General features: G+C 72.9%; 17 protein-coding genes. 7 read left to right on the top strand and 10 right to left on the bottom strand.

Translation table 11 applies throughout. The annotated features are described in order from the left end of the window. Nucleotide 1: 1 nt before the first annotated feature. Both HF995_RS10915 and HF995_RS10910 read right to left on the bottom strand, forming a co-directional pair. Nucleotides 2–1,450 carry a CpaE/TadZ family protein gene (locus HF995_RS10915; RefSeq protein WP_210727396.1) on the bottom strand — a complete coding sequence of 483 codons (1,449 nt, stop codon included), beginning with the start codon at nt 1,448–1,450 and terminating at the stop codon, nt 2–4. A gap of 20 nt (nt 1,451–1,470) precedes the next feature. Continuing rightward, nucleotides 1,471–2,130, bottom strand: a complete 660-nt coding sequence (locus HF995_RS10910; RefSeq protein ID WP_168447823.1) for a CpaB family protein — start codon at nt 2,128–2,130, stop codon at nt 1,471–1,473. 150 nt (nt 2,131–2,280) lie between these two features. On the opposite strand from HF995_RS10910, the gene HF995_RS10905 reads away from it, so the two are divergent. Then, nucleotides 2,281–2,490, top strand: coding sequence for a helix-turn-helix domain-containing protein (locus HF995_RS10905; protein WP_168447822.1), 210 nt, complete (start codon nt 2,281–2,283; stop codon nt 2,488–2,490). Between the two features lie 21 nt (nt 2,491–2,511). Here HF995_RS10905 and HF995_RS10900 read toward each other — a convergent pair whose 3' ends face one another. After that, nucleotides 2,512–3,066: a hypothetical protein gene (locus HF995_RS10900; RefSeq protein WP_168447821.1), complete on the bottom strand. Its 555-nt coding sequence runs from the start codon at nt 3,064–3,066 to the stop codon at nt 2,512–2,514. Nucleotides 3,067–3,309: 243 nt separating this feature from the next. Between HF995_RS10900 and HF995_RS10895 the strand changes: the two genes are divergently transcribed. Together HF995_RS10895 and HF995_RS10890 are read left to right on the top strand one after the other, a co-directional pair. Further along, a complete protein-coding gene (locus tag HF995_RS10895) occupies nt 3,310–4,230 on the top strand; it encodes a LysM peptidoglycan-binding domain-containing protein (protein WP_350308852.1) in 921 nt (306 codons plus the stop codon). A 13-nt stretch (nt 4,231–4,243) separates the two neighbouring features. Next, nucleotides 4,244–4,867: an Rv3235 family protein gene (locus HF995_RS10890; RefSeq protein ID WP_168447820.1), complete on the top strand. Its 624-nt coding sequence runs from the start codon at nt 4,244–4,246 to the stop codon at nt 4,865–4,867. A gap of 75 nt (nt 4,868–4,942) precedes the next feature. Here HF995_RS10890 and secA read toward each other — a convergent pair whose 3' ends face one another. The 7 genes from secA to mtrA all read right to left on the bottom strand — a co-directional run bounded on the left by secA (nt 4,943) and on the right by mtrA (nt 15,188). Then, nucleotides 4,943–7,714 (bottom strand): preprotein translocase subunit SecA, encoded by a 2,772-nt coding sequence (gene secA / locus HF995_RS10885; protein ID WP_168447819.1) that lies wholly within the window; start codon nt 7,712–7,714, stop codon nt 4,943–4,945. A gap of 154 nt (nt 7,715–7,868) precedes the next feature. Next, a complete protein-coding gene (locus HF995_RS10880; protein WP_168447818.1) occupies nt 7,869–9,131 on the bottom strand; it encodes a winged helix-turn-helix domain-containing protein in 1,263 nt (420 codons plus the stop codon). A 136-nt stretch (nt 9,132–9,267) separates the two neighbouring features. Next, entirely contained in the window at nt 9,268–9,888 is a 621-nt protein-coding gene (gene hpf / locus HF995_RS10875) for a ribosome hibernation-promoting factor, HPF/YfiA family (RefSeq protein ID WP_168447817.1), read from the bottom strand. A 179-nt stretch (nt 9,889–10,067) separates the two neighbouring features. Next, nucleotides 10,068–10,823 (bottom strand): ComF family protein, encoded by a 756-nt coding sequence (locus HF995_RS10870; protein WP_168447816.1) that lies wholly within the window; start codon nt 10,821–10,823, stop codon nt 10,068–10,070. Nucleotides 10,824–10,931: 108 nt separating this feature from the next. Further along, nucleotides 10,932–12,743 carry an LpqB family beta-propeller domain-containing protein gene (locus tag HF995_RS10865; RefSeq protein WP_168447815.1) on the bottom strand — a complete coding sequence of 604 codons (1,812 nt, stop codon included), beginning with the start codon at nt 12,741–12,743 and terminating at the stop codon, nt 10,932–10,934. Next, the gene (gene mtrB, locus HF995_RS10860; protein WP_350308851.1) at nt 12,740–14,500 is read right to left on the bottom strand and encodes an MtrAB system histidine kinase MtrB; all 1,761 of its coding nucleotides are present in this window, start codon (nt 14,498–14,500) and stop codon (nt 12,740–12,742) included. The genes HF995_RS10865 and mtrB overlap by 4 nt, the downstream gene beginning before the upstream one ends. A gap of 4 nt (nt 14,501–14,504) precedes the next feature. Beyond that, complete coding sequence (mtrA, locus tag HF995_RS10855) at nt 14,505–15,188, bottom strand: MtrAB system response regulator MtrA (RefSeq protein WP_168447814.1); 684 nt, start codon at nt 15,186–15,188, stop codon at nt 14,505–14,507. A 107-nt stretch (nt 15,189–15,295) separates the two neighbouring features. On the opposite strand from mtrA, the gene HF995_RS10850 reads away from it, so the two are divergent. Genes HF995_RS10850 through HF995_RS10835 form a run of 4 tightly spaced genes read left to right on the top strand, consistent with a single transcriptional unit; the run spans nt 15,296 to nt 19,664 of the window. Next, complete coding sequence (locus HF995_RS10850) at nt 15,296–16,606, top strand: DUF7847 domain-containing protein (protein WP_168447630.1); 1,311 nt, start codon at nt 15,296–15,298, stop codon at nt 16,604–16,606. 3 nt (nt 16,607–16,609) lie between these two features. Beyond that, a complete protein-coding gene (locus HF995_RS10845) occupies nt 16,610–17,338 on the top strand; it encodes a DUF4129 domain-containing protein (protein ID WP_168447813.1) in 729 nt (242 codons plus the stop codon). Then, the gene (locus HF995_RS10840) at nt 17,335–18,591 is read left to right on the top strand and encodes a DUF4350 domain-containing protein (protein WP_168447812.1); all 1,257 of its coding nucleotides are present in this window, start codon (nt 17,335–17,337) and stop codon (nt 18,589–18,591) included. The genes HF995_RS10845 and HF995_RS10840 overlap by 4 nt, the downstream gene beginning before the upstream one ends. Beyond that, the gene (locus tag HF995_RS10835) at nt 18,588–19,664 is read left to right on the top strand and encodes an AAA family ATPase (RefSeq protein ID WP_168447811.1); all 1,077 of its coding nucleotides are present in this window, start codon (nt 18,588–18,590) and stop codon (nt 19,662–19,664) included. The genes HF995_RS10840 and HF995_RS10835 overlap by 4 nt, the downstream gene beginning before the upstream one ends. Nucleotides 19,665–19,696: the final 32 nt, after the last annotated feature.

Here is a 19,696-nt window from a genome sequence, read left to right as displayed (position 1 = left end):
CTCAGTCAACCACCGCACCCGCGCGCGCCGCGGCACGCTCGCCGGTCCGGCTGCCACGCAGGCGCGCGAGCCAGCCCGGGCGCCCTGCCCGGCCCGAGCTCGCTGCGGGCTCGACGGTGGCGCGCACCTCGTCCGCCGCTGCAGGGGTCAGCCCGAGGGTGCCGGCGAGCTCGACGACAGCTCTGCGTGCGGCCGAGCCCGGTGCTTCCTCCGCGAGGACACGTCCCGCGAGGAGCGCAGCGTCGACGGACGCACCGTCCTCAGGAACGATCACGTCGGGCGTCGTGCCCGCGAAGCGCTCGAGAGCGTCGCGGAGGACAGCAGCCGGGCGACCACCCGCGACCGTCCCTCGGGCGCGGTTGAGCACGACGACGCGACGGGCGCGCTCAGCGACGCCCGCCTCACGGAGGTCGTCGAGCGCGACGACCAGCCGTTGCACCGCGACCGGGTCGCAGCCCGCGACGACGACCACGACGTCAGCGGCCGCGAGCGCGGCGAGGGTCGCGGCGTTGCGCTGGGGCGCACGGGTGTCGTAGACGAGCGTCTCGTCCTGCTCGAGCGACGCTGCGCAGTCCACGACGACGACGTCCGCGACCTGCCGTGCGGCCGCCCAGATGGTCGGCAGGGTCGACGCCGGCACCTCGCCCCATCGAGCGGCGCGTCCGATCCCCGTGAGGACCCGGAGTCGCGGCAGGACGACGGGAGCGAGCGTGGCGAGAGCGTGCGCCGTGAGGCGGCCCTGGGTCGCGGCCCGGGCGGCCAGCACGAGCCCGGACGACTCGTCGAGCAGAGCGAGGTGCTGCGCGACGGCCGGGGCGTGCGTGTCCGCATCGATCAGCAGCACCCCCGGGACGGCGACCTCCCGCGCACCGCGGGCACGGACCGCGGGCGGCCGCGCGAGCTCGGCCGCGAGGTTGACGGCGAGCGTCGTCCGCCCTGGCGCTCCCGGAGGTCCCCAGACGGCGACGAGCACGCCGTCCCGAGGGGGCGGAGGCACGTCCGGGACGGCTCCGGACGCTCCGGGCTCGGCAACGCCCGCCGGGTCCGGGCCCTCGTCATCCCGGCCGCCGCGTCCGGCCGAGACGCCGCCCGGTCCGGCCGCCTGCGCCGCGAGGACGAGAGCGGTGAGCGCCTCGGCGTCGAAGGGCGGGCGGACGACGCCGTCGACACCGAGCGCGCGTGCGGCGTCCTCCTCGTCCGGCGAGGCGCCGTCGAGCACGGCGAGGACGACGAGGCCGTCGGCGTGCAGCCGCGCGACGGTCTCGAGGTCGAGGCGGTCCTGGGCGTGCCGGTCCACGCTCACGAGCGCGACGTGACCGAACCCGGCCTCGGCGACGGCGAGAAGCTCTGCGAGGTCACCGCAGCGACGGACGAGCCGCGCGGGGCCGCGACGTGCGGAGAGCGCCTCCGCGACCGCGGTCTCGCTCGGACCGAGGACGGCCCCGATCACCTCGCACGGTTCGCCCGGTCTCATCGGGCGGCGCCCGGCACAGCGACCGGCGTGACCTGGCCAGGTCCGGCGAGAGCGGCAAGCACCGTCGGCAGGTCACCCGCCGGGACCAGGACGTGCACGACTGCGCCTTGCGCGACTGAGAGGGAAGAACCGCCGCGATCCACCTCGGCGACCTCGACCCCCGTGACGAGAGGTGCGGGCGCGCCGGCGCCGTCGGTCTGCTCGGGCACGTGCCACAGGTCGACCCAGCTGCCCGCGACGACGGCGGCCGACAGGTGCGGGCCGGCGGGAACAGCCACGGGGCGGACCCCGACGGCTGCGGCGTCTCCGAGCGCAGACCTCGGGATCAGCTCGCCCGCACCCACGCCGCGCAGCACGACCGTCCCTTCCTCGAGCGCGTCGGCACCGACGTAGAGCGATGCCCTCTCGTCGGCTGCGACCTCGACGAGCTGCACGTCGCCCGCGACGAGCGTCGTGCCGGGGGTGAGCTCTCGTGCCGCGGCCTGGACCGTCACCGTGGTCCGGGCGCCGTCGACGACCGCGATGCCGAGCCCGACGGACGCGGCGACGAGCACGACCCCCAGCACGAGCCTCGGGTCGCGCCATCCCGGTCGGCGCAGCCGCGGCGCGGCCGGTGCGGGCAGCGGCTCCCTGGTCCCTGTGAGCACCCCTGTCATCTCCCCTGCTCCTTGCCTCTCGTGTGCGACGCGGACCCCGTGCCGGTCGCCCCCGGCGGACATCCTGGCGCGGATCGCGCGTTCGCGCGCGTCGAGCGTCCTACCTGTGGAGATCCATGTCCGTGCACGCCAGCGTGGTTTGATGGGGCCATGAGCCCGCGATTCATGACTCTCGCCGACGTGGCCGAGCAGCTGGCCATCAAGTCCGACCAGGCGTACGCGCTCGTGCGCTCGGGCGAGCTCCCGGCGATCCAGATCGGCGGACGCAACCAGTGGCGCGTCGAGGTCGACGAGCTCGAGAAGTTCATCGAGCGGAAGTACGCCGAGGCCCGACAGGCCCGCGACAAGTCCCGCGCCTGACCGTCGGGGCGCTCAGGCGTCCTAGACCGACTCGGCGACCGAGGCGATCGCGCTGAACGGCACCGTCGTGCCGTGCGTCTCGCGCGCTCCGCGCTCTCCCCAGCCATAGGCGGGGACCACGTCGAGGTGGTCGGAGCCCACCCTGTCGACCCGGCCGACGCAGCTGCCGCTGCGGGTGCGCACCTCGACGACGACGCGGTCCCGCGCGAGCCGGCGCATCGCGTGCGCAAACGTGAGCCTAGAGGCGATGTCCTCGCGGGGCGCCGTCGACCGGCGTCCCAGCCCGCCGACCGTCTCGACGGCCGACGTCGGCACGACGACGTCACGCGTGCTCGCGCCGGCTGCAGTCTCGAGGAGCACCCACTGGTCCGCGACCTGGGCGACCACCCCCGTGACGGACGCGCCGTCGTGGGTGCGGATCACGATGCTCGCCCCTGAGCCTGCCCTGAGCCGGTCGACGAGAGCGACGCCGGCCTCCTCCGCCCGGACGAGCTCGGCGACGGTGTCTGCCCGCTCTTGCGCTGCTGCGTTGTCCATGCGGGCGTCGAGGTCAGCGAACAGTCGGGTCCAGCGCACGTCGACACCCTAGCGCGCCGGCTCCCCGGCGCGACTTGTCCCCATCAGCCCGTTCCGGTGGACAGCGTGCGGATCGTCAGGTGTGATGTAGCCACATCAAATCCCGTCAAACCGCATCGAGTGAGACCGACGCGGCCCAAGGAGGGTCATTTGCCCGCACCATGCATGGGCCGAGCCGCGCTCGGCCCCGCCGAAGACCATCGAGCCGCCGCCAGGCACGCCACGGGCAGGTCGTGCGCCCCCGTGCTCGCCCTCCTGACGGTGCTCAGCCTCGCGACAGCCGTCACGCTCGGCGCGGCCTGCCTCCCGCTCGCGCAGGACGCGACGCAACGGATCGACGCCGCGGTCGGCGCGGGCGTGCTCGCGGCGGGCACCTGTGCCGCAGCATGGACGACGGCGTGGCTCGCCCTCACGCTCACCTGCGTCGTCGCCGCGCGGGCGGGACGGCGACGGGACACCCTCGAACGGACGGCGCTGCGCATCGCACCAGCGGTCGCGCGGCGTTTCGTCGCCGCCGCGCTCGGGGCGACCATCGCCGTCGGCGCCCTGCCCGCCCACGCCTCCGAGCCGGTGCCGGTCGCCGACGTCGGCTGGCAGGTCAGCAGCACCGCACCCACCGGCCCTGCAGACACGTCCCGCGAGGCCCATCTCCCGTCCGCGACGCCCGACGCTGCGGGCCCCAGGACGACAGGCACGCAACGAGCCGAGGTCACGGTGCCGTCCCCGGCGCCACAACGCAGCTCGACGCCGAGCGCGCCCCGCTCCCGTGCGTCGACCTCGTCTCCCTCGACCTCTCGCGCGTCGGTCACAGCGGCCCAGGACGCGACGTCTCCTCATGAACGGGCGCGCTCCGAGGGCAGCCAGGCGCGCAAGGACGCACCGGTCGCAGGCCAGAGGAAGCCGTCGACGCGAGCCACGACGAGCCCCGGCCGCGAGACCGTCACCGTGCGGTCGGGAGACACGCTCTGGGCGCTGGCGGCACGGTCGCTCGGGTCGGCAGCGACCAACGCGCGGATCGCCCACGAGTGGCCCCGCTGGCACGACGCCAACCGCGACCTCATCGGCGACGATCCGCACCTCATCCGGCCGGGCGAGATCCTCACCGTGCCGACCCACCAGCCCACGAAGACCACCCCCACCACGACCGACGCCGCGCGCGGCTGACAGAGGAGTCACGATGACCGTCACGACCACAACCCACCCGCGCACCGCACCGGCGACCCGTCCGCACCGCGACCGCACGAGCCACCTCACCCGGAACGCACCGCAGGCGCCCGGCGCTGGTACCAAGGCAGCGCGGGTGGCAGTACGGGCGAGCGGTCCAGCAGACCGCAGCCCGTCAGCCTCCTCCGCACGCTCCGGCGCGGTGGTGCCGAGCCGCACGACGTACCGCGTCGCCTCGACGCTCACCGCGATCGCACCCTCACGTGCGGACGCACGCCGGCCCGGCGTCCCCGTACCCGGACGAGATGCGGCCCCGACAGACCCCACCGCACTGTGCTGCTCGATCACCCAGGCAGCCGTCGAGTCCCTGCGCGGCGTCCGTCCCGTCTCGCAGCTCGTGCAGTGGCTCGCGCCCGAGGTCTACGAGGCGCTGCTGACGCGCAGCCGCCTCACCCTCGCCGCCGGCCCACGTTCGACCCGTCCCGCCCGGATCCGTAGAGCACGCGTGCACCGCGTCTCGGACCGGGCCGTCGAGGCGACCGTCGTCATCGAGGACCTCGACCGCATCCGCGCGGCTGCGCTGCGTCTCGAGCACCACCGCGGCGCGTGGCGCGTCGTCGCGTTCGTCCTCGGCTGACGCAACCCGCCACGACGACGGCGGCCGCCGTACCGATCCCGGTACGGCGGCCGCCGTCATGTCATGCCTGGCGGGTCAGCGCTTCTTCTTGGCCTCGCGAGCCGCGCGACGACGCTCCTCACGGTTCCCGGACGCCGAACCGCTCGCCTCCTCGGCGACAGCCGAGTCGCCGTCGACCGACGGCGCGCTGTACTGCAGCGGCACGCGACGCTCGGGACCGTCCAGACCCTTCGCGACAAGCTTCGGAGCCTTCTTGCGCGGCGCCTCCTCGACGTCGACGTCCTCGCCGGCACCCTCGACCGCGCCCTCGACGTCGATCTCGAGCTCGACCTCGTCGTCAGACTCGTCCGCGACCTTGACCTCGAGGTTGAAGAGGAAGCCGACCGACTCCTCCTTGATCCCGTCGGTCATCGCCGCGAACAGCTGGAAACCCTCGCGCTGGTACTCGATGAGCGGGTCACGCTGCGCCATCGCGCGCAGGCCGATGCCCTCCTTGAGGTAGTCCATCTCGTAGAGGTGCTCACGCCACTTGCGGTCGAGGACCGACAGGACGACGCGACGCTCGAGCTGACGCATGTTCTCCGCGCCGAGCATCTCCTCGCGCTTCGTGTACGCGACGTGAGCGTCGGAGAGGACCTCCTCGAGCAGGCGGTCACGCGTCAGCATGTGCTTGCCGCCCACCTCCCCGAGAACCTCGTCGACCGTGATCGAGATCGGGAAGACCCCGCGCAGCGCGGTCCAGAGCGTCTCGAGGTCCCACTCGTCGTTCGTGCCCGAGGCAGTCGCAGCGTCGACGTACCCGGTCACGACGTCATCGATGAAGTGCTGGATCTGGTCGCCCAGGTCCTCGCCCTCGAGCACACGACGACGCTCGTCGTAGATGACCTCACGCTGGCGGGACAGCACGTCGTCGTACTTGAGGACGTTCTTGCGGATCTCGAAGTTGCGCGCCTCGACCTGGCCCTGCGCCGACGCGATCGCGCGGCTGACCATCTTCGACTCGAGCGGCATGTCATCAGGGAAGCCCGCGCGCGTCATCATCTGCTCGGCCAGGCCCGAGCTGAAGAGGCGCATCAGGTCGTCCTCCATCGACAGGTAGAACCGGGACTCGCCCGGGTCACCCTGACGGCCGGAACGGCCGCGCAGCTGGTTGTCGATGCGGCGAGACTCGTGACGCTCGGTGCCGAGGACGTACAGACCTCCGAGGCCGACGACCTCGTTGTGCTCCGCCTCGACCGCCTTCTGGGCAGCCTCGAGCACCTCGGGCCAGGCGGCCTCGTACTCCTCCACGTTCTCCGCCGGGTCGAGCCCGCGCTTCTCCATCTCGTCGACCGCGAGGAACTCGGCGTTGCCACCGAGCATGATGTCGGTGCCTCGACCAGCCATGTTCGTCGCGACCGTGACCGCTCCCTTGCGGCCAGCCATCGCGACGACACGCGCCTCACGCTCGTGCTGCTTCGCGTTGAGAACCTCGTGCGGGACGCCCTGCTTCTTGAGCAGGCCGGACAGCAGCTCCGACTTCTCGACGCTCGTCGTCCCGACGAGGACCGGCTGGCCCTTCGCGTGACGCTCGACGATGTCGGCGACGACCTGGCTGAACTTGCCGGCCTCCGTCTTGTAGACGAGGTCCGACTGGTCGATGCGCTGCATCGGTCGGTTCGTCGGGATCGGCACCACGCCGAGCTTGTACGTGCCCTGGAACTCGGCCGCCTCGGTGTCGGCGGTGCCGGTCATGCCCGAGAGCTTGCCGTACAGGCGGAAGTAGTTCTGCAGCGTGACCGTGGCGAGCGTCTGGTTCTCGGCCCTGATGGCCACGCCCTCCTTCGCCTCGATCGCCTGGTGCATGCCCTCGTTGTAGCGACGGCCCGGCAGGATGCGCCCGGTGTGCTCGTCGACGATGAGGACCTCGCCCTTGAGCACCACGTAGTCCTTGTCGCGCTTGAACAGCTCCTTCGCCTTGATCGCGTTGTTGAGGAACCCGATCAGCGGGGTGTTGAGCGACTCGTACAGGTTGTCGATCCCGAGGTGGTCCTCGACCTTGGCGATGCCCGGCTCGAGGACGCCGACCGTGCGCTTCTTCTCGTCGACCTCGTAGTCCTCGCCCGCGTTCAGGCGACGGGCGATCTTCGCGAACTCGTTGTACCACTTGTTCGCGTCACCCGAGGAGGGGCCGGAGATGATGAGCGGTGTGCGCGCCTCGTCGATGAGGATCGAGTCGACCTCGTCGACGATCGCGAAGTTGTGTCCGCGCTGCACGAGCTCGTCGGTCGACCACGCCATGTTGTCGCGCAGGTAGTCGAAGCCGAACTCGTTGTTCGTGCCGTACGTGATGTCAGCGGCGTACTGCTCCCGGCGCTCCGCAGGCGTCATCGACGACAGGATGCAGCCCGTCGTCAGGCCGAGGAACCGGAAGACACGCCCCATGAGCTCGCTCTGGTACTGCGCAAGGTAGTCGTTGACCGTGACGACGTGGACACCCTTGCCCGACAGCGCGTTCAGGTACGCCGGGAGCGTGGCGACGAGCGTCTTGCCCTCACCGGTCTTCATCTCAGCGATGTTGCCGAGGTGGAGCGCCGCCCCACCCATGAGCTGGACGTCGAAGTGCCGCTGCCCGAGCGTGCGGCGGGACGCCTCACGGACCGCAGCGAACGCCTCGGGCAGGAGGTCGTCGAGCGTCTCGCCGTCAGCGAGGCGCGCCTTGAAGCGTGCCGTCTCCTCGCGCAGCTCCTCGTCGCTGAACTCCCGGAAGCTCTCCTCGAGGGCGTTCACCTGCTTCGCCACATTCGACAGCTTCTTGAGGATGCGCCCCTCGCCGAAGCGAAGGACCTTCTCGAGGATCGCAGCCACGCGTCACTCCTGATCGTCTGGGTCACTGGCCGCCCCGAGCCTCGTGCCCAGGCGACATACTCCACCATCCTATGCGCGCCAGGGTGCGCCGAGTCACATCACGGTCCACCTCAGGACCGCACCAGACCCTGCACGTGCGCAGCAGGCGCCGGCCTCACGCCCGCACGACTGCCTCCACCCCGCTCGCGCCGCCGACCAGCCGCCCCGCGAGCTCGCCCCGCGCGTCCTGCTCGACGACGACCGTCCCGAGCCCGAGCCAGCCCGCGAGCCGGGCAAGCTCCCCGCGTGCCGCCGCGACGACGTCGCCCGTCACACCGGGCTCCTGGGCAGCCGACCGGACGACGAGCCGACCCGCCGCACGGTCGGCCTTGAGATCGAGCCGCGCGACGATCGCCTCACCGACGAGCAGCGGGAGCACGTAGTAGCCGTAGACCCGCTTGCGCGCGGGCGTGTAGATCTCGATCCGGTAGTCGACGCCGAAGAGCTCCTGGAGACGGCGCCGCTCGAACACGAGCGGGTCGAACGGGCTCAGGAACGTCACCGCTGTCGCGCTGCGCGGCAGCTGGGCGTCGCGGTGCAGATATGTCGGCCGGTCCCAGCCCCGCACCCGCACAGGACGCAGCGCACCCTCCTCGACGAGCTCGTCGAGCGCCGTGCGCACTGCAGGCCCGCGCAGCCGGAAGTAGTCCTGGAAGCAGCGCAGCGTCCCGACCCCGTGGGCACGCGCCCCGATCTCGAGGAGCGCCCGGACGGCCTCGGGCTCCGACACGTCCGGCGACGCGAGCACCTCGGGGGGCAGGACCCGCTCGGTGAGGTCGTAGCGCCGCTCGAACGACGCGTTGCGCTCCGCGACCGCGACGCGGCCGACGAAGAACAGGTGCTCGAGGCACATCTTCGCTGCGGACCAGTTCCAGCCCCAGTCCTCGGCCTTGCCGCGCGGGTGCTCGTGCTCGATCTCCGCCTGCACCTGCGTCGCCGTCACCGGACCGTCCGCAGCGACGATCTCGATGACACGCTGCAGCGTCTGCGGGTGCGCGGACGCGACCGACGCGATGCTCCCCCACGCCTCGCGCTCGAACTCGCGACGCCGCCACGCGAGGAGCGGGTATGTCTGCACCGGGATGTAAGACGCCTGGTGCGCCCACGCCTCGACGAGGCGCCGGGGCCTGCGGCTCGCGGCCCGGTCGAGCGCCGTCGTCGGGTACGGGCCGAGACGCGAGTAGACCGGCATGAGGTGCGCGCGTGCGAGGACGTTCACCGAGTCGATCTGCAGTACGCCCATCTGCTCGACGAGGCGGCCGACCGCGGCGCCGCCGGCCGGAGCCCGGCCCGGCGCGGGAGCCCGGTGCAGCCGCTGCGCTGCGAGCGCGACGCGACGCGCCTCCGACAAGGACAGGGTCTCCCGGGTGATCGCCACCGCACCATTCCACCGCGACCCACCGACACCCGCGCGCCACCGCGCCGCGCGTCTGGCGCAGACAGCGCACGGCAGGACCCCGGCCGCGTGAGCAGCCGGGGTCCTGTGCGAGCGTCCGGCAAGGCCGGTAGGTCGGTTACGCGGTCTCGGCGCTGACGTCCAGCTCGAGGACGCCGTAGCTCCAGCCCTTGCGGTTGTAGACCGCAGACGGGCGACCTGTCTCGCGGTTCACGAACAGGAAGAAGTCGTGACCGACCATCTCCATCTCGTAGAGCGCGTCGTCGATCGTCATCGGCTTCGCTGCGTGCACCTTCTGCCGGATGACGACCGGCGAGTCGCCGAGCGGTACCTCGATCTCCTCGCCCGGGGCGAGCGGGCCGCGCGCCTCGGGCTCGGGCTCGGGTGCCGGCTCGTACGGCCTCACGTCGACGGGCGGGATGGGGTTGTTCGAACGGTGGTCCTTGCGACGGTCGCGGGACCTGCGCAGACGCTCCAGCAGCTTGGTGGTGGCGAGGTCGAGGGCCGCGAACCGGTCGTCAGCAGACGCCTCGGCCCGGATGACCGGGCCCTTGTCGCGGACCGTGAGCTCGATCCTCTCGCGCACGTCGGAGAGCCGGGGGTTGTTCTCGTGCGTGACCTCGACATCGATGCGCTGCGCGCTCGGCGCGAGCTGCGAGACCTTGGCGAGCTTCTCCTCAACGTGACGCCGGAACCTCTCGGGCACCTCAGTGTGCCGTCCGACGATGGCAATCTCCATTTTGAGCCTCCACGTGGGTGGTGGGGCGGCGCTCCGGCCGCCCGGCATGAATCAGAGGGGGTGGGCCACCTGGGCCACGAGTGTCGATCACCTCCCCACGATCGTCGGTGGCCGAGCGAACGGGGCCTCGGGCACAACCGTCCTGCTGCGAACCACCGGTGAACTGGCTCGCAGCCAGACTATCCCGCGCACGGCCCGAGCGGCAGCACCAAAGTCCCTCCCGGAGCCGGGGTGGCCGCGAGGACGAGCGCAGCGAGCACCGGGACGCGCGCCACACCGAGGGCACGGTCGGCCGCGGCGAGCGTCGCCCCGGTCGTCAGGACGTCGTCGACCAGCACGATCGCCGTCGGGTGCTCGCGACCGACAGCGCGCGCCAGGCGAGCGCCCCGCACGGCGATGCGCCCGCTCACGTTCCGCTGCCGCGCGCGCTGGCCGAGCCCCACCTGGTCCCGGGCCGACGCACGGCCGACGAGTGCGGTGCACAGCCGCGCGCGAGCGCCCGCGGACCGCAAGCCGTCGACGACGGCACCGGCGAGGACGCCGACGGGCGAGCGTCCACGACGCAACGAGGCGAGCGGAGACGACGGCACGGGCACGACGAGAAGCTCGGTCGCGGGACCAGCAGCGAGCCGGACGGTCGGCACGAGCTCGCGGACGCCGGCGCGCAGGGCGGCGGTCAGGACGGGGTCCAGGTCGGCGCGCCCGCGGTCCTTCCACGAGACGACCGCCTCACGGACGGGTCCGCAGTAGTCAGCGAACGCCCACACGGGCAGACGGTCCTCGCGTCCTGCGAGGTCGAGCCGCGGCGCGTCCGCGTCGACACGCCGAGGGGGCCCGGCGACGAGCGCCGTGCACGCGGGGCACAGCACGACGTCGGGGCGCCCGCACCCCGCGCACTCGAGCGGCAGCACGAGCCGCACGACCTCTCGCAGCATCCTGCGAGAGTGTCGCGCGCGGCCCGTGCACGGGGCGCGCGACGCGCACCCCGGAGGCAGTGCTGCGAAGCATCGAGGCTGTGGGCAGGCCTGCCCCCAGGCGTCATCTCACCCCGGAAAGGTGAACAGCTCGACCCCGGCCGTCACGAGCGACCAGTTCGTCCCCGTCGTCGAGCGCGTGAAGAGGTCGCCGCTGCCCGTGCGCACGTACACCGCGCGCTTCCCCCGCCCTGCTGCGATCCCGTCCGCCGACTCGACCGGCTGCAAGCTCTCCGTCTGGCCTCCCACAGGGACCAGCGAGACGCTCGTCGCGACGCCAGGCGCCTGCCCGTCCGACGGGTCACCGAGCACCGCGACGGTCACCTCGTCGACCCACGCCGCGTCCGACGCCGACGCGAGCGACCCACCGACCGGGACGGACCCGTTGACCCGCTGCGGGCCGCCGTCCGGGTCGCGCACGATCCCCGCGACCTCGACCTGCGTGCCCTCCGGCCCCGCCGACAGCACAGCCACGCGAGCGCCGTCCCGGGACACCCGCACCTGACGCACGACCTGTCCCGCCAACCAGTCCACGACGACGTCCATCCGCATGCCGTCCGACGCCCGGACCGCGATCAGGCCGCCGTCGGCACGCTCGGACGCCGTCCACACCCAGCCGAACCTGTCGACCGACGGCGCGACGACGCCAGGCTCCGCCAGGAGGTCCGTCACCTCGCCCCCCGTCGCCAGGCGCGCCAGCCGGTCCCGGCCCAGCCTCGCGACGACGACGCCGTCGCGCACCGCGATCGCGGTCGGGTCGAGCGACACGAGCGACGGCATCCCGACGACCGGCGAGAGCTGGCGGCCGTCGAGGGAGACGACCGTCCCCTCACGGACACCGAGCGCAGGCCCCGCGGGTGCCGGGTCTCGCTCGAGGTCAGGGTGCGGCTTGACCGTCAGGGCGGCGCCACCCACCGTCAGCGCGACGTCCGACACGCCCGAGATCCGCTGCAGCGTCGCCTCGAGCTGGGCAGAGAGCAGCGCACGCTGGTCCTCGTCGGCAGCAAGCACAGGGCCGGTCAGGTCGACGCTCGCGGTGCCCGCCGAGTCCACCGCGACGGCCTCGACCGAGAGCGAGGTGCCCGCCGGGGCGCCCGACACGACCGCGTCACGCATCCACTCGGACGGCCCCGCGAGCAGCGCCCGCACCGCGTTCGTCGCGATGTTGCGCTGCGGGAACCACCGCAGCTCGGGGACGAGCGTCGTGAGGTCCTGCGACAAGAAGTACACGGGGGTCGAGCGGTAGACGGACGCGAAGTTCGGCTGGGACACGAGGACGCCGTCGGCAACCTCGTCGATGCGCCACTGCCCTGCGTCGTCCTTCGTGAGCACGAACGAGACGTCCTGCCGGGCGTCCTTCGACGCCTCGACATACTGCCCGGCGACGTCGACGACACCCGCGACGTTCGCCGGGCCTGACAGCACGACCTGGTCGACGGTCGCGAGGTCGGGCGCCGGCTGCTCTGTCGCGGGCGCAGCGTCCTCCGCGTCGCCGTCGGCCGACGGCGCGTGGCTCATCGTCAGGCCGAGGTCGCCCGAGTAGACGGTCACCTGGCCGTAGGGGTCCCACTCCTGGCTGGCACGCTCCGTGAGGAACTCGCGAGCGGTCGCGAACACCTCGTTGACTCCTGCCGCCTGCGCGGACAGGAAGCCACGCACGATCTGCTCGGGCGTCGCGTTTGCGTCCGGCCCGTAGACCTGGAGGAACAGCGCGTCGTTCTCGGTGAGCACGACGTCTCCCTGGGCGACCGGCCCCTCGGTGGGGATCGCGGCGCACCCCGCGAGGACGGCGAGCGCGGTCACCGCAGCGAGCGACACCGCCGGCACCGCGCGAGGCGCCCGACGGCGACCGTCGCCGTGGACCAGGACCGTGCGGTTCATGAGACCTCCTGAGGTCGGTCGGGCCCGCTGTCCGCCGTGAGCGCCTCCAGGTCCGGCAGAGCGCTCGGGCCGTGCCGGTCGATCACGACGACCGGCACCTGCCCCGTCGTGGGTCCCGTCGAGCCGCCAGCACGCGGACGCGACGTCTCAGGGACGAGCGGCAGCGGCGACGTCGTCAGCACGATCCCGGCGCGCACAGGCAGGGTCAGGCGGAAGCACGCACCCGAGCCCGGCCGTCCCCACGCCTCGAGCCACCCCGCGTGCAGGTGCGCGTCCTCGAGAGAGATTGCCAGGCCGAGCCCGGTACCGCCGGACGTGCGCGCACGTGCCGGGTCGGCGCGCCAGAAGCGGTCGAACACGTGCGACGCGGCCTCGGTCGTCATGCCGACGCCGAAGTCCCGGACCGTCACCGCGACCGCCTCACGGTCGTGGCGGATCGTGATCTCGACGGGACCGTCCTCCGCGTGCTCGATCGCGTTGACGAGCAGGTTCCGCACGATGCGCTCGACCCGTCGCGGGTCGAACTCGGCGATCGCGGGCTCCGGCGGGTACTCCGCCGAGAGGAAGACCCCCTTGCGCTCGGCCAGGGCCACGGCCTGGTCCGTCGCGCGGTCGACGACGTCACGCAGGTCGCGCCGCTCGGCGTCGAGCGTCGCGGCGCCGGCGTCGAACCGCGAGAGCTCCAGGAGGTCGGCCAGGAGGTCCTCGAAGCGGTCGAGCTGGAGCGCGAGCAGCTCCGCCGAGCGACGCACGGCCGGGTCGAAGCCCTCGCGGTACGAGTGGATGACCTCGCTCGCCATGCGGATCGTCGTGAGCGGCGTGCGCAGCTCGTGGGACACGTCGGAGACGAACCTGCGCTGCAGCGCCGAGAGCTGTTCCATCTGGCGGATCTGGTCGCGCAGGCTCGCGGCCATCTCGTTGAAGGACCGGGCGAGCGTCGCCATCTCGTCCTGGCCGCGCACCGTGAGCCGCTCGTCGAGGTGCCCGTCGGCGAGGCGCTCGGCGACGAGCGCCGCGTTGCGCACCGGCTGGACGACCTGCCGCGTCGTGATCCACGTGATGATGCCGAGCATTCCGACGAGGGTGATGCCACCGGCACCCAGGATCCGCTGGATGAACCCGAGGGTCTCGGCCTCTCCCTTGAGCGAGTAGACGTAGTACAGCTCGAACGGCCCGGCGAGCGGCACCTCCACGAGGGAGCCGACGACGATCCCGGGGACGACGCCCGAGACCTCCGCGCCCGGGTCCTCGGGGATGGCGACCGACTGCCACACCTGGCCTTCCCCGCGCACCGCCTGCGCGCGCATCTGGGGGCTGACGAGCCCGTTGAGGGCGGGCGCGGTCGTGAGGTCGATGACCGCCGCGGAGGCGGTGCTGTTCTCCGGGCGCCACAAGAACACCTCACGACTGCCGGCGCCGCTCGTGCGCAGGCGCGGGAGCATGTCGTTGAGCAGCTGCTGGACCTGCGTGCCCGTGCCCGCGGTCGCCGAGTCGAACTGTGCCTGCGCCTGCTCGGTCGACCGTGCGCTCTCCATGAGGATCTCCTCGAGGCGCTGGTCGAACACGCCGTCGCGGATCGACGTCGTCAGGTACGCCCCGAGCGCGCCGACGGCGAGCAGCCCCACGACGAGCGACGTCGTGACGACCTGGAGCTGCATCGAGGTGCGCCAGCGGCGCGCACCGCGCCGCACGCCCTCGGCGACGAGCGTCGCTCTGCGCCGGACGCGCGCGACGAGCGGGCGCGTGGGAGTGCTCACGGGGTCACGAGACCGAGACGCCGGCCTTGTAGCCGACGCCGCGCACCGTCACGACGATCTCCGGCTTCTCCGGGTCGTGCTCGATCTTGGAGCGCAGGCGCTGCACGTGGACGTTGACGAGGCGTGTGTCGGCGGCGTGGCGGTAGCCCCACACCTTCTCGAGCAGGACCTCGCGGCTGAACACCTGCCAGGGCTTGCGTGCCAGCGCGACGAGCAGGTCGAACTCGAGCGGCGTCAGCAGGATGGGGTTGCCGGCACGCGTCACCCGGTGCCCCGTCACGTCGATCTCGAGGTCGCCGATCGTCAGGCGCTCCGGCTCCGGGTCGTCGTTGCGGCGCAGGCGTGCGCGGATGCGCGCGACGAGCTCCTTGGGCTTGAACGGCTTCGAGATGTAGTCGTCCGCGCCCGACTCCAGCCCCAGGACGACGTCGACGGTGTCCGACTTGGCGGTCAGCATGATGATCGGCACGCCAGACTCGGCGCGGATCAGCCGACAGACCTCGTTGCCGTCCTTGCCGGGCAGCATCAGGTCGAGGAGCACGACGTCCGGCTTCGCGGAGCGGAAGGCCGCGAGCGCCGAGTCGCCGTCCGCGCAGAAGGACGGTTCGAATCCTTCGCCGCGCAGGACGATCCCGATCATCTCCGCAAGCGCGGTGTCGTCATCGACCACCAGGACTCGTTCTTTCATGCCGACAGTGTGCCACCATTCCTGCGCCGGAGGGCCCGTTCGTGGCACGATGGCGCCTGGTGCGCCGCAGGGGGCGGCGCGTGCCTGGACCTGGGAAGGAAGCCCTGATGACGAGCCCGGACGACCGCGACGACGCTCCGTCGCCCGACGAGCGGCCGGCTCCGCGCTACGGGCAGTACGCACCACCTCCGCCACCCGCGCCGCCGGCTCCCCGGTACGGGCAGACGGCGCCAGCAGGAGCTCCGCCCGCGCCCGCACCACCGGCCTACGGCCAGCCGGCCCCCGGACAGCCGACGTACGGGCAGCCCCCGTACGGCCAGCCGGGTTACGGGCAGGCCCAGTACGGGCAGGCCCAGTACGGCCAAGGACAGTACGGGCAGCCGCAGTACGGGCAGCCCGGCGGGCCGCAGGCGCCGACCGGCTTCACGGGCGCGCAGGGCGCCTACGTCGGGCACACGACCGCAGCGCGCCCCGGCATCGTCCCGCTGCGGCCCATGCGCGTCGGCGAGTTCCTCGACGGCTCGTTCGGCGCGCTGCGCTCCAACCCGCGCGTCATGCTCGGCCTCACCGCAATCGCGATGAGCGCCGTGATGGTCGTCGCCGTCCTCGTCCAGCTCGCCGTCGCCAAGTTCCTCCCGGGCATCGTCAAGGACATTGCAGGAACCTCCTCCGCGTCCGACCCGTCCGTCATCCTCATCTCCGGGGAGGACGAGGCCGGGGTGTTCTTCCAGATCACGTCCGCGCTCCTCATGGTCCTCGTCACACCCATGATCACGGGCATGCTGACCTACTCCGTCAGCCGGTCGGTGCTCGGCCAGCGGGCGACGGTCGCCGAGGTGTGGAAGGCCTGCAGGTCCCGGCTCGGGTGGCTGCTCCTCCTGACGCTGCTCGTCGGGCTCGGCTCGACGCTCATCGTCGCGGCGGGCGGCGCGGGCATCTTCGGGGCCTACCTCCTCGGCGACACCGTGTCCGTCGGCCTCGGTGTCATCACCGGGATCCTCGTCGGGCTCGCCGCAGCCGTGGGTCTCGTCTGGTTCACGGTCCGCACGATGCTCGCCGCACCGGCCCTCGTCCTCGAGAGGCTCGGCCCGGTCGTCGCCCTCAAGCGCGGCTGGCTCCTGAGCCGCGGTGCGTTCTGGCGGCTCCTCGGGCTCTACATCCTCACCAACATCATCGTCCAGGTCGTCACGGGCGTGCTCTCGGTCCCGCTGTCCCTCGGGCTCGCCGTCGTCATGTTCTCGACCACGTCGATCCTCGCGCTCTCGATCGCGCAGGGCGTCCTCTACGCGCTCGTCTACACGATCACGATCTCGTTCCTGGCCTCGGTCGTCTCCCTCCTCTACATCGACGTGCGGATGCGCCGTGAGGGGCTCGACGTCGAGCTCACCGCGGCCGCCGCGCGGCTCCAGGACGGCTGACGGATGGTCCCAGGCATCTTGCGGCACCCCGCGGCGGACCTGCTCGCGAGCATCCCCGTCGACCCCGACCGGGAGACAGCTCGGCGCATGGTCGTCGAAGAGCTCGGCAAGCCCGCATACCGCCAGACCAAGGGCCTCCTGCAACGTCTCCTCGAGTGGGTCGGTGAGAGGCTCTCCGAGCTCGGGTCGCTCAGCGGCGACCTGAGCGGGACGTGGATCGCCATCATCGTCATGGCGGTCGTCCTCGTGGTCGCCGCGATCGCGCTCGTCGTCGCCGGGCCGGTGCGTCGCCGCCGTGCGGTGCGGACGACCGGCGGAGCGGTCCTGGGCCGCGACGACGCCCGGACAGCCGCGCAGATCCGCGCGAGCGCCGTCGCAGCCGTCGCAGGCGGCGACCTCGCACTCGCGACCGTCGAGAGGTTCCGCGCAGTCGTCCGCTCCCTCGAGGAGCGCGCGCTCCTCGAGGAGGTGCCCAGCCGCACGGCCGAGGAGGCCGCGGCGGACGCAGGCGTCTTCTTCCCGACGTACGCGCAGTCGATCCTCACCGCCGCCCGGCTGTTCGACGCGGTGCTCTACGGGCACCGCGCTGTCGACGAGGCGGGCTACGCGGGCGTCGCCACGCTCGACGAGACCCTCGCGCAGACACGCCCGGTGCGCGCGCACGACGAACCGCCTGCCAGCGTCCTCGCAGGCGCGCCGTCCGGCACGGACGGAACGGGGGCTCAGCGATGACCGTCCCGCCCCCGCACGCGCCCGTCGCCGAGGCCCCGCTGCTCCACGACATGACGCCTGGGCTCCCCACGGACGACGCCGCGCCCGTCCCGGCCGCACGCACGACGTGGCGCGCCCGTCTCTCCCGTGCGCGCTGGCCGCTCGCCGTCGTCGGCGCGCTCGTCGTCGGCAGCCTCGTGTTCCTCCTCGTGACCCCCTCGACGTCGTCGACCCCGTACGCGCCCGACAACCCCGACCCCGGCGGCGCGATGGCGCTCGCCGCGGTGCTGCGAGGCGAGGGCGTCGAGGTCTCGCACGTCCGCGCGACCGCCGACCTGGAGCAGCGCGCGCGCACCGGCACGACCGTCCTCGTCCTCGACGACTACCTCATGACGCCCGAGGCACGCGAGGTCCTGCTCGCGTCGGGCGCGGACCTCGTGCTCGCGGACCCGCAGAGCGACCTCGTCTCCGAGGCGAGCGACGGCCGGATCACCCGCCCGAACCAGTCGATCCCCGCCACTGTCCTCGACGCCGGGTGCACCGACCCCGACGCGGCAGCCGCCGGGCCCATCCGCGCGGGCGGCCGCGGGTTCACCGGCGACCCCTCGACCTCGCTCTGCTTCCCGACCGGTGCCACGGGGAGCGCGGGCGAGCCGCTCCACGCCGTCGCCTCGGCCACGCGGCCCGACGGATCGCGCGTGACCGCCCTCTCCTCCGCCGACCTCCTCACGAACGCCGAGATCATCGACGAGGGCAACGCAGCCCTCGCGCTGCGCGTCCTCGGCAGGACCGGGTCGCTCGTCTGGTACCAGCCGCTCGCGGTCGACGACACCGCCGACGGCGCGGACGTCTCGATCCTCGACCTCCTGCCCGGCCCCGCGGCCCAGCTCCTGTGGCTCGCCGCAGGCGTCCTCGGCGTCGCGATCGTGTGGCGCGGGCGTCAGCTCGGCCCCGTCGTCGCGGAACCCCTGCCCGTCGTCGTGCACGCAGGCGAGGCGACGCGTGGCCGCGCACGGCTCTACCGGCGCGGCCGGGCGCACGGGCACGCCGGCGCCGCGCTGCGCGCCGGCACCGCCGACCGCCTCGCCCGACGCACCGGCCTGCCCAGGTCGGCGTCCGGGCCGCAGGTCGTCGACGCCGTCTGCCGGGCCACCGGTCGACGCGCCGCCGACGTCGGCGAGCTCCTCTACGGCCCCCCGCCCGCCGACGACGCGGCGCTCGTCCGACTGACCCAGATGCTTGACCAGCTCGAGAGTGAGGTTGACCGCACGTGACCGACCAGCCCTTCCCCGCCACGCCCGACCACCCGTCCGAGGGCGCGGCGCCCGCGGCTCCCCCGGCACCTCCGGCTACCGTCGCGCCGCCGGCGCCCGCGGCACCGGCCGTGACGTCCGAGGACGACCGTCTGCGCGGGGCCCTCGCGGCCGTGCGCGCGGAGGTCGCGAAGGCCGTCGTCGGGCAGGACGCCGCCGTCACGAGCCTCCTCATCGCGCTCCTGTGCCGCGGGCACGTCCTCCTCGAAGGGGTCCCCGGCGTCGCGAAGACCCTCCTCGTGCGGACGCTGTCCGCCTCGCTCGACCTCGACACGTCGCGCGTCCAGTTCACGCCCGACCTCATGCCCGGCGACGTGACCGGCTCGCTCATCTACGACGCGCGCAGCGCGGAGTTCTCCTTCCGTGAGGGCCCCGTCTTCACGAACCTCATGCTCGCCGACGAGATCAACCGCACGCCTCCGAAGACCCAGGCGTCGCTCCTCGAGGCCATGGAGGAGCGTCAGGTCTCGGTCGACGGCACGCCGCGCCCGCTGCCCGACCCGTTCCTCGTCATCGCGACGCAGAACCCCGTCGAATACGAGGGTACCTACCCGCTGCCCGAGGCCCAGCTCGACCGCTTCCTGCTCAAGGTCGTCCTGCCTCTGCCGGAGCGCGACCAGGAGATCGAGGTGCTGCGCCGCCACGCGACCGGCTTCAGCCCGCGCGACCTCGCGGGCGCAGGCGTGAGCGCTGTCGCGGACCGTGGCGTGCTCGACGCCGCACGCGACCGTGTCGCGAACGTCCAGGTCGCGCCCGAGGTGCTCGGCTATGCGGTCGACCTGTGCCGCGCGACGCGCATGTCCCCGTCGCTCTCGCTCGGCGTCTCGCCGCGTGGTGCGACGGCGCTGCTCGCGACGTCCCGCGCGTGGGCGTGGCTCTCGGGCCGCGACTACGTGACGCCCGACGACGTCAAGGCGCTCGCGCACCCGACGCTGCGGCACCGCGTCCAGGTGCGGCCCGAGGCCGAGCTTGAGGGTGTGACCGCCGAGACGGTGCTGTCGACCGTCCTCGCGAACGTCCCGGTGCCGCGATGACCTCGCTCCACCTGGCCGCACGCTCGCGTCGG

The sequence above is a fragment of the Sanguibacter hominis ATCC BAA-789 genome (assembly GCF_012396185.1).
In the GTDB taxonomy this organism is placed as follows: Bacteria; Actinomycetota; Actinomycetes; order Actinomycetales; family Cellulomonadaceae; genus Flavimobilis; species Flavimobilis hominis.
Note: the sequence above shows the minus strand (reverse complement) of the source record. Positions and strands in the feature narration are given on the sequence as shown.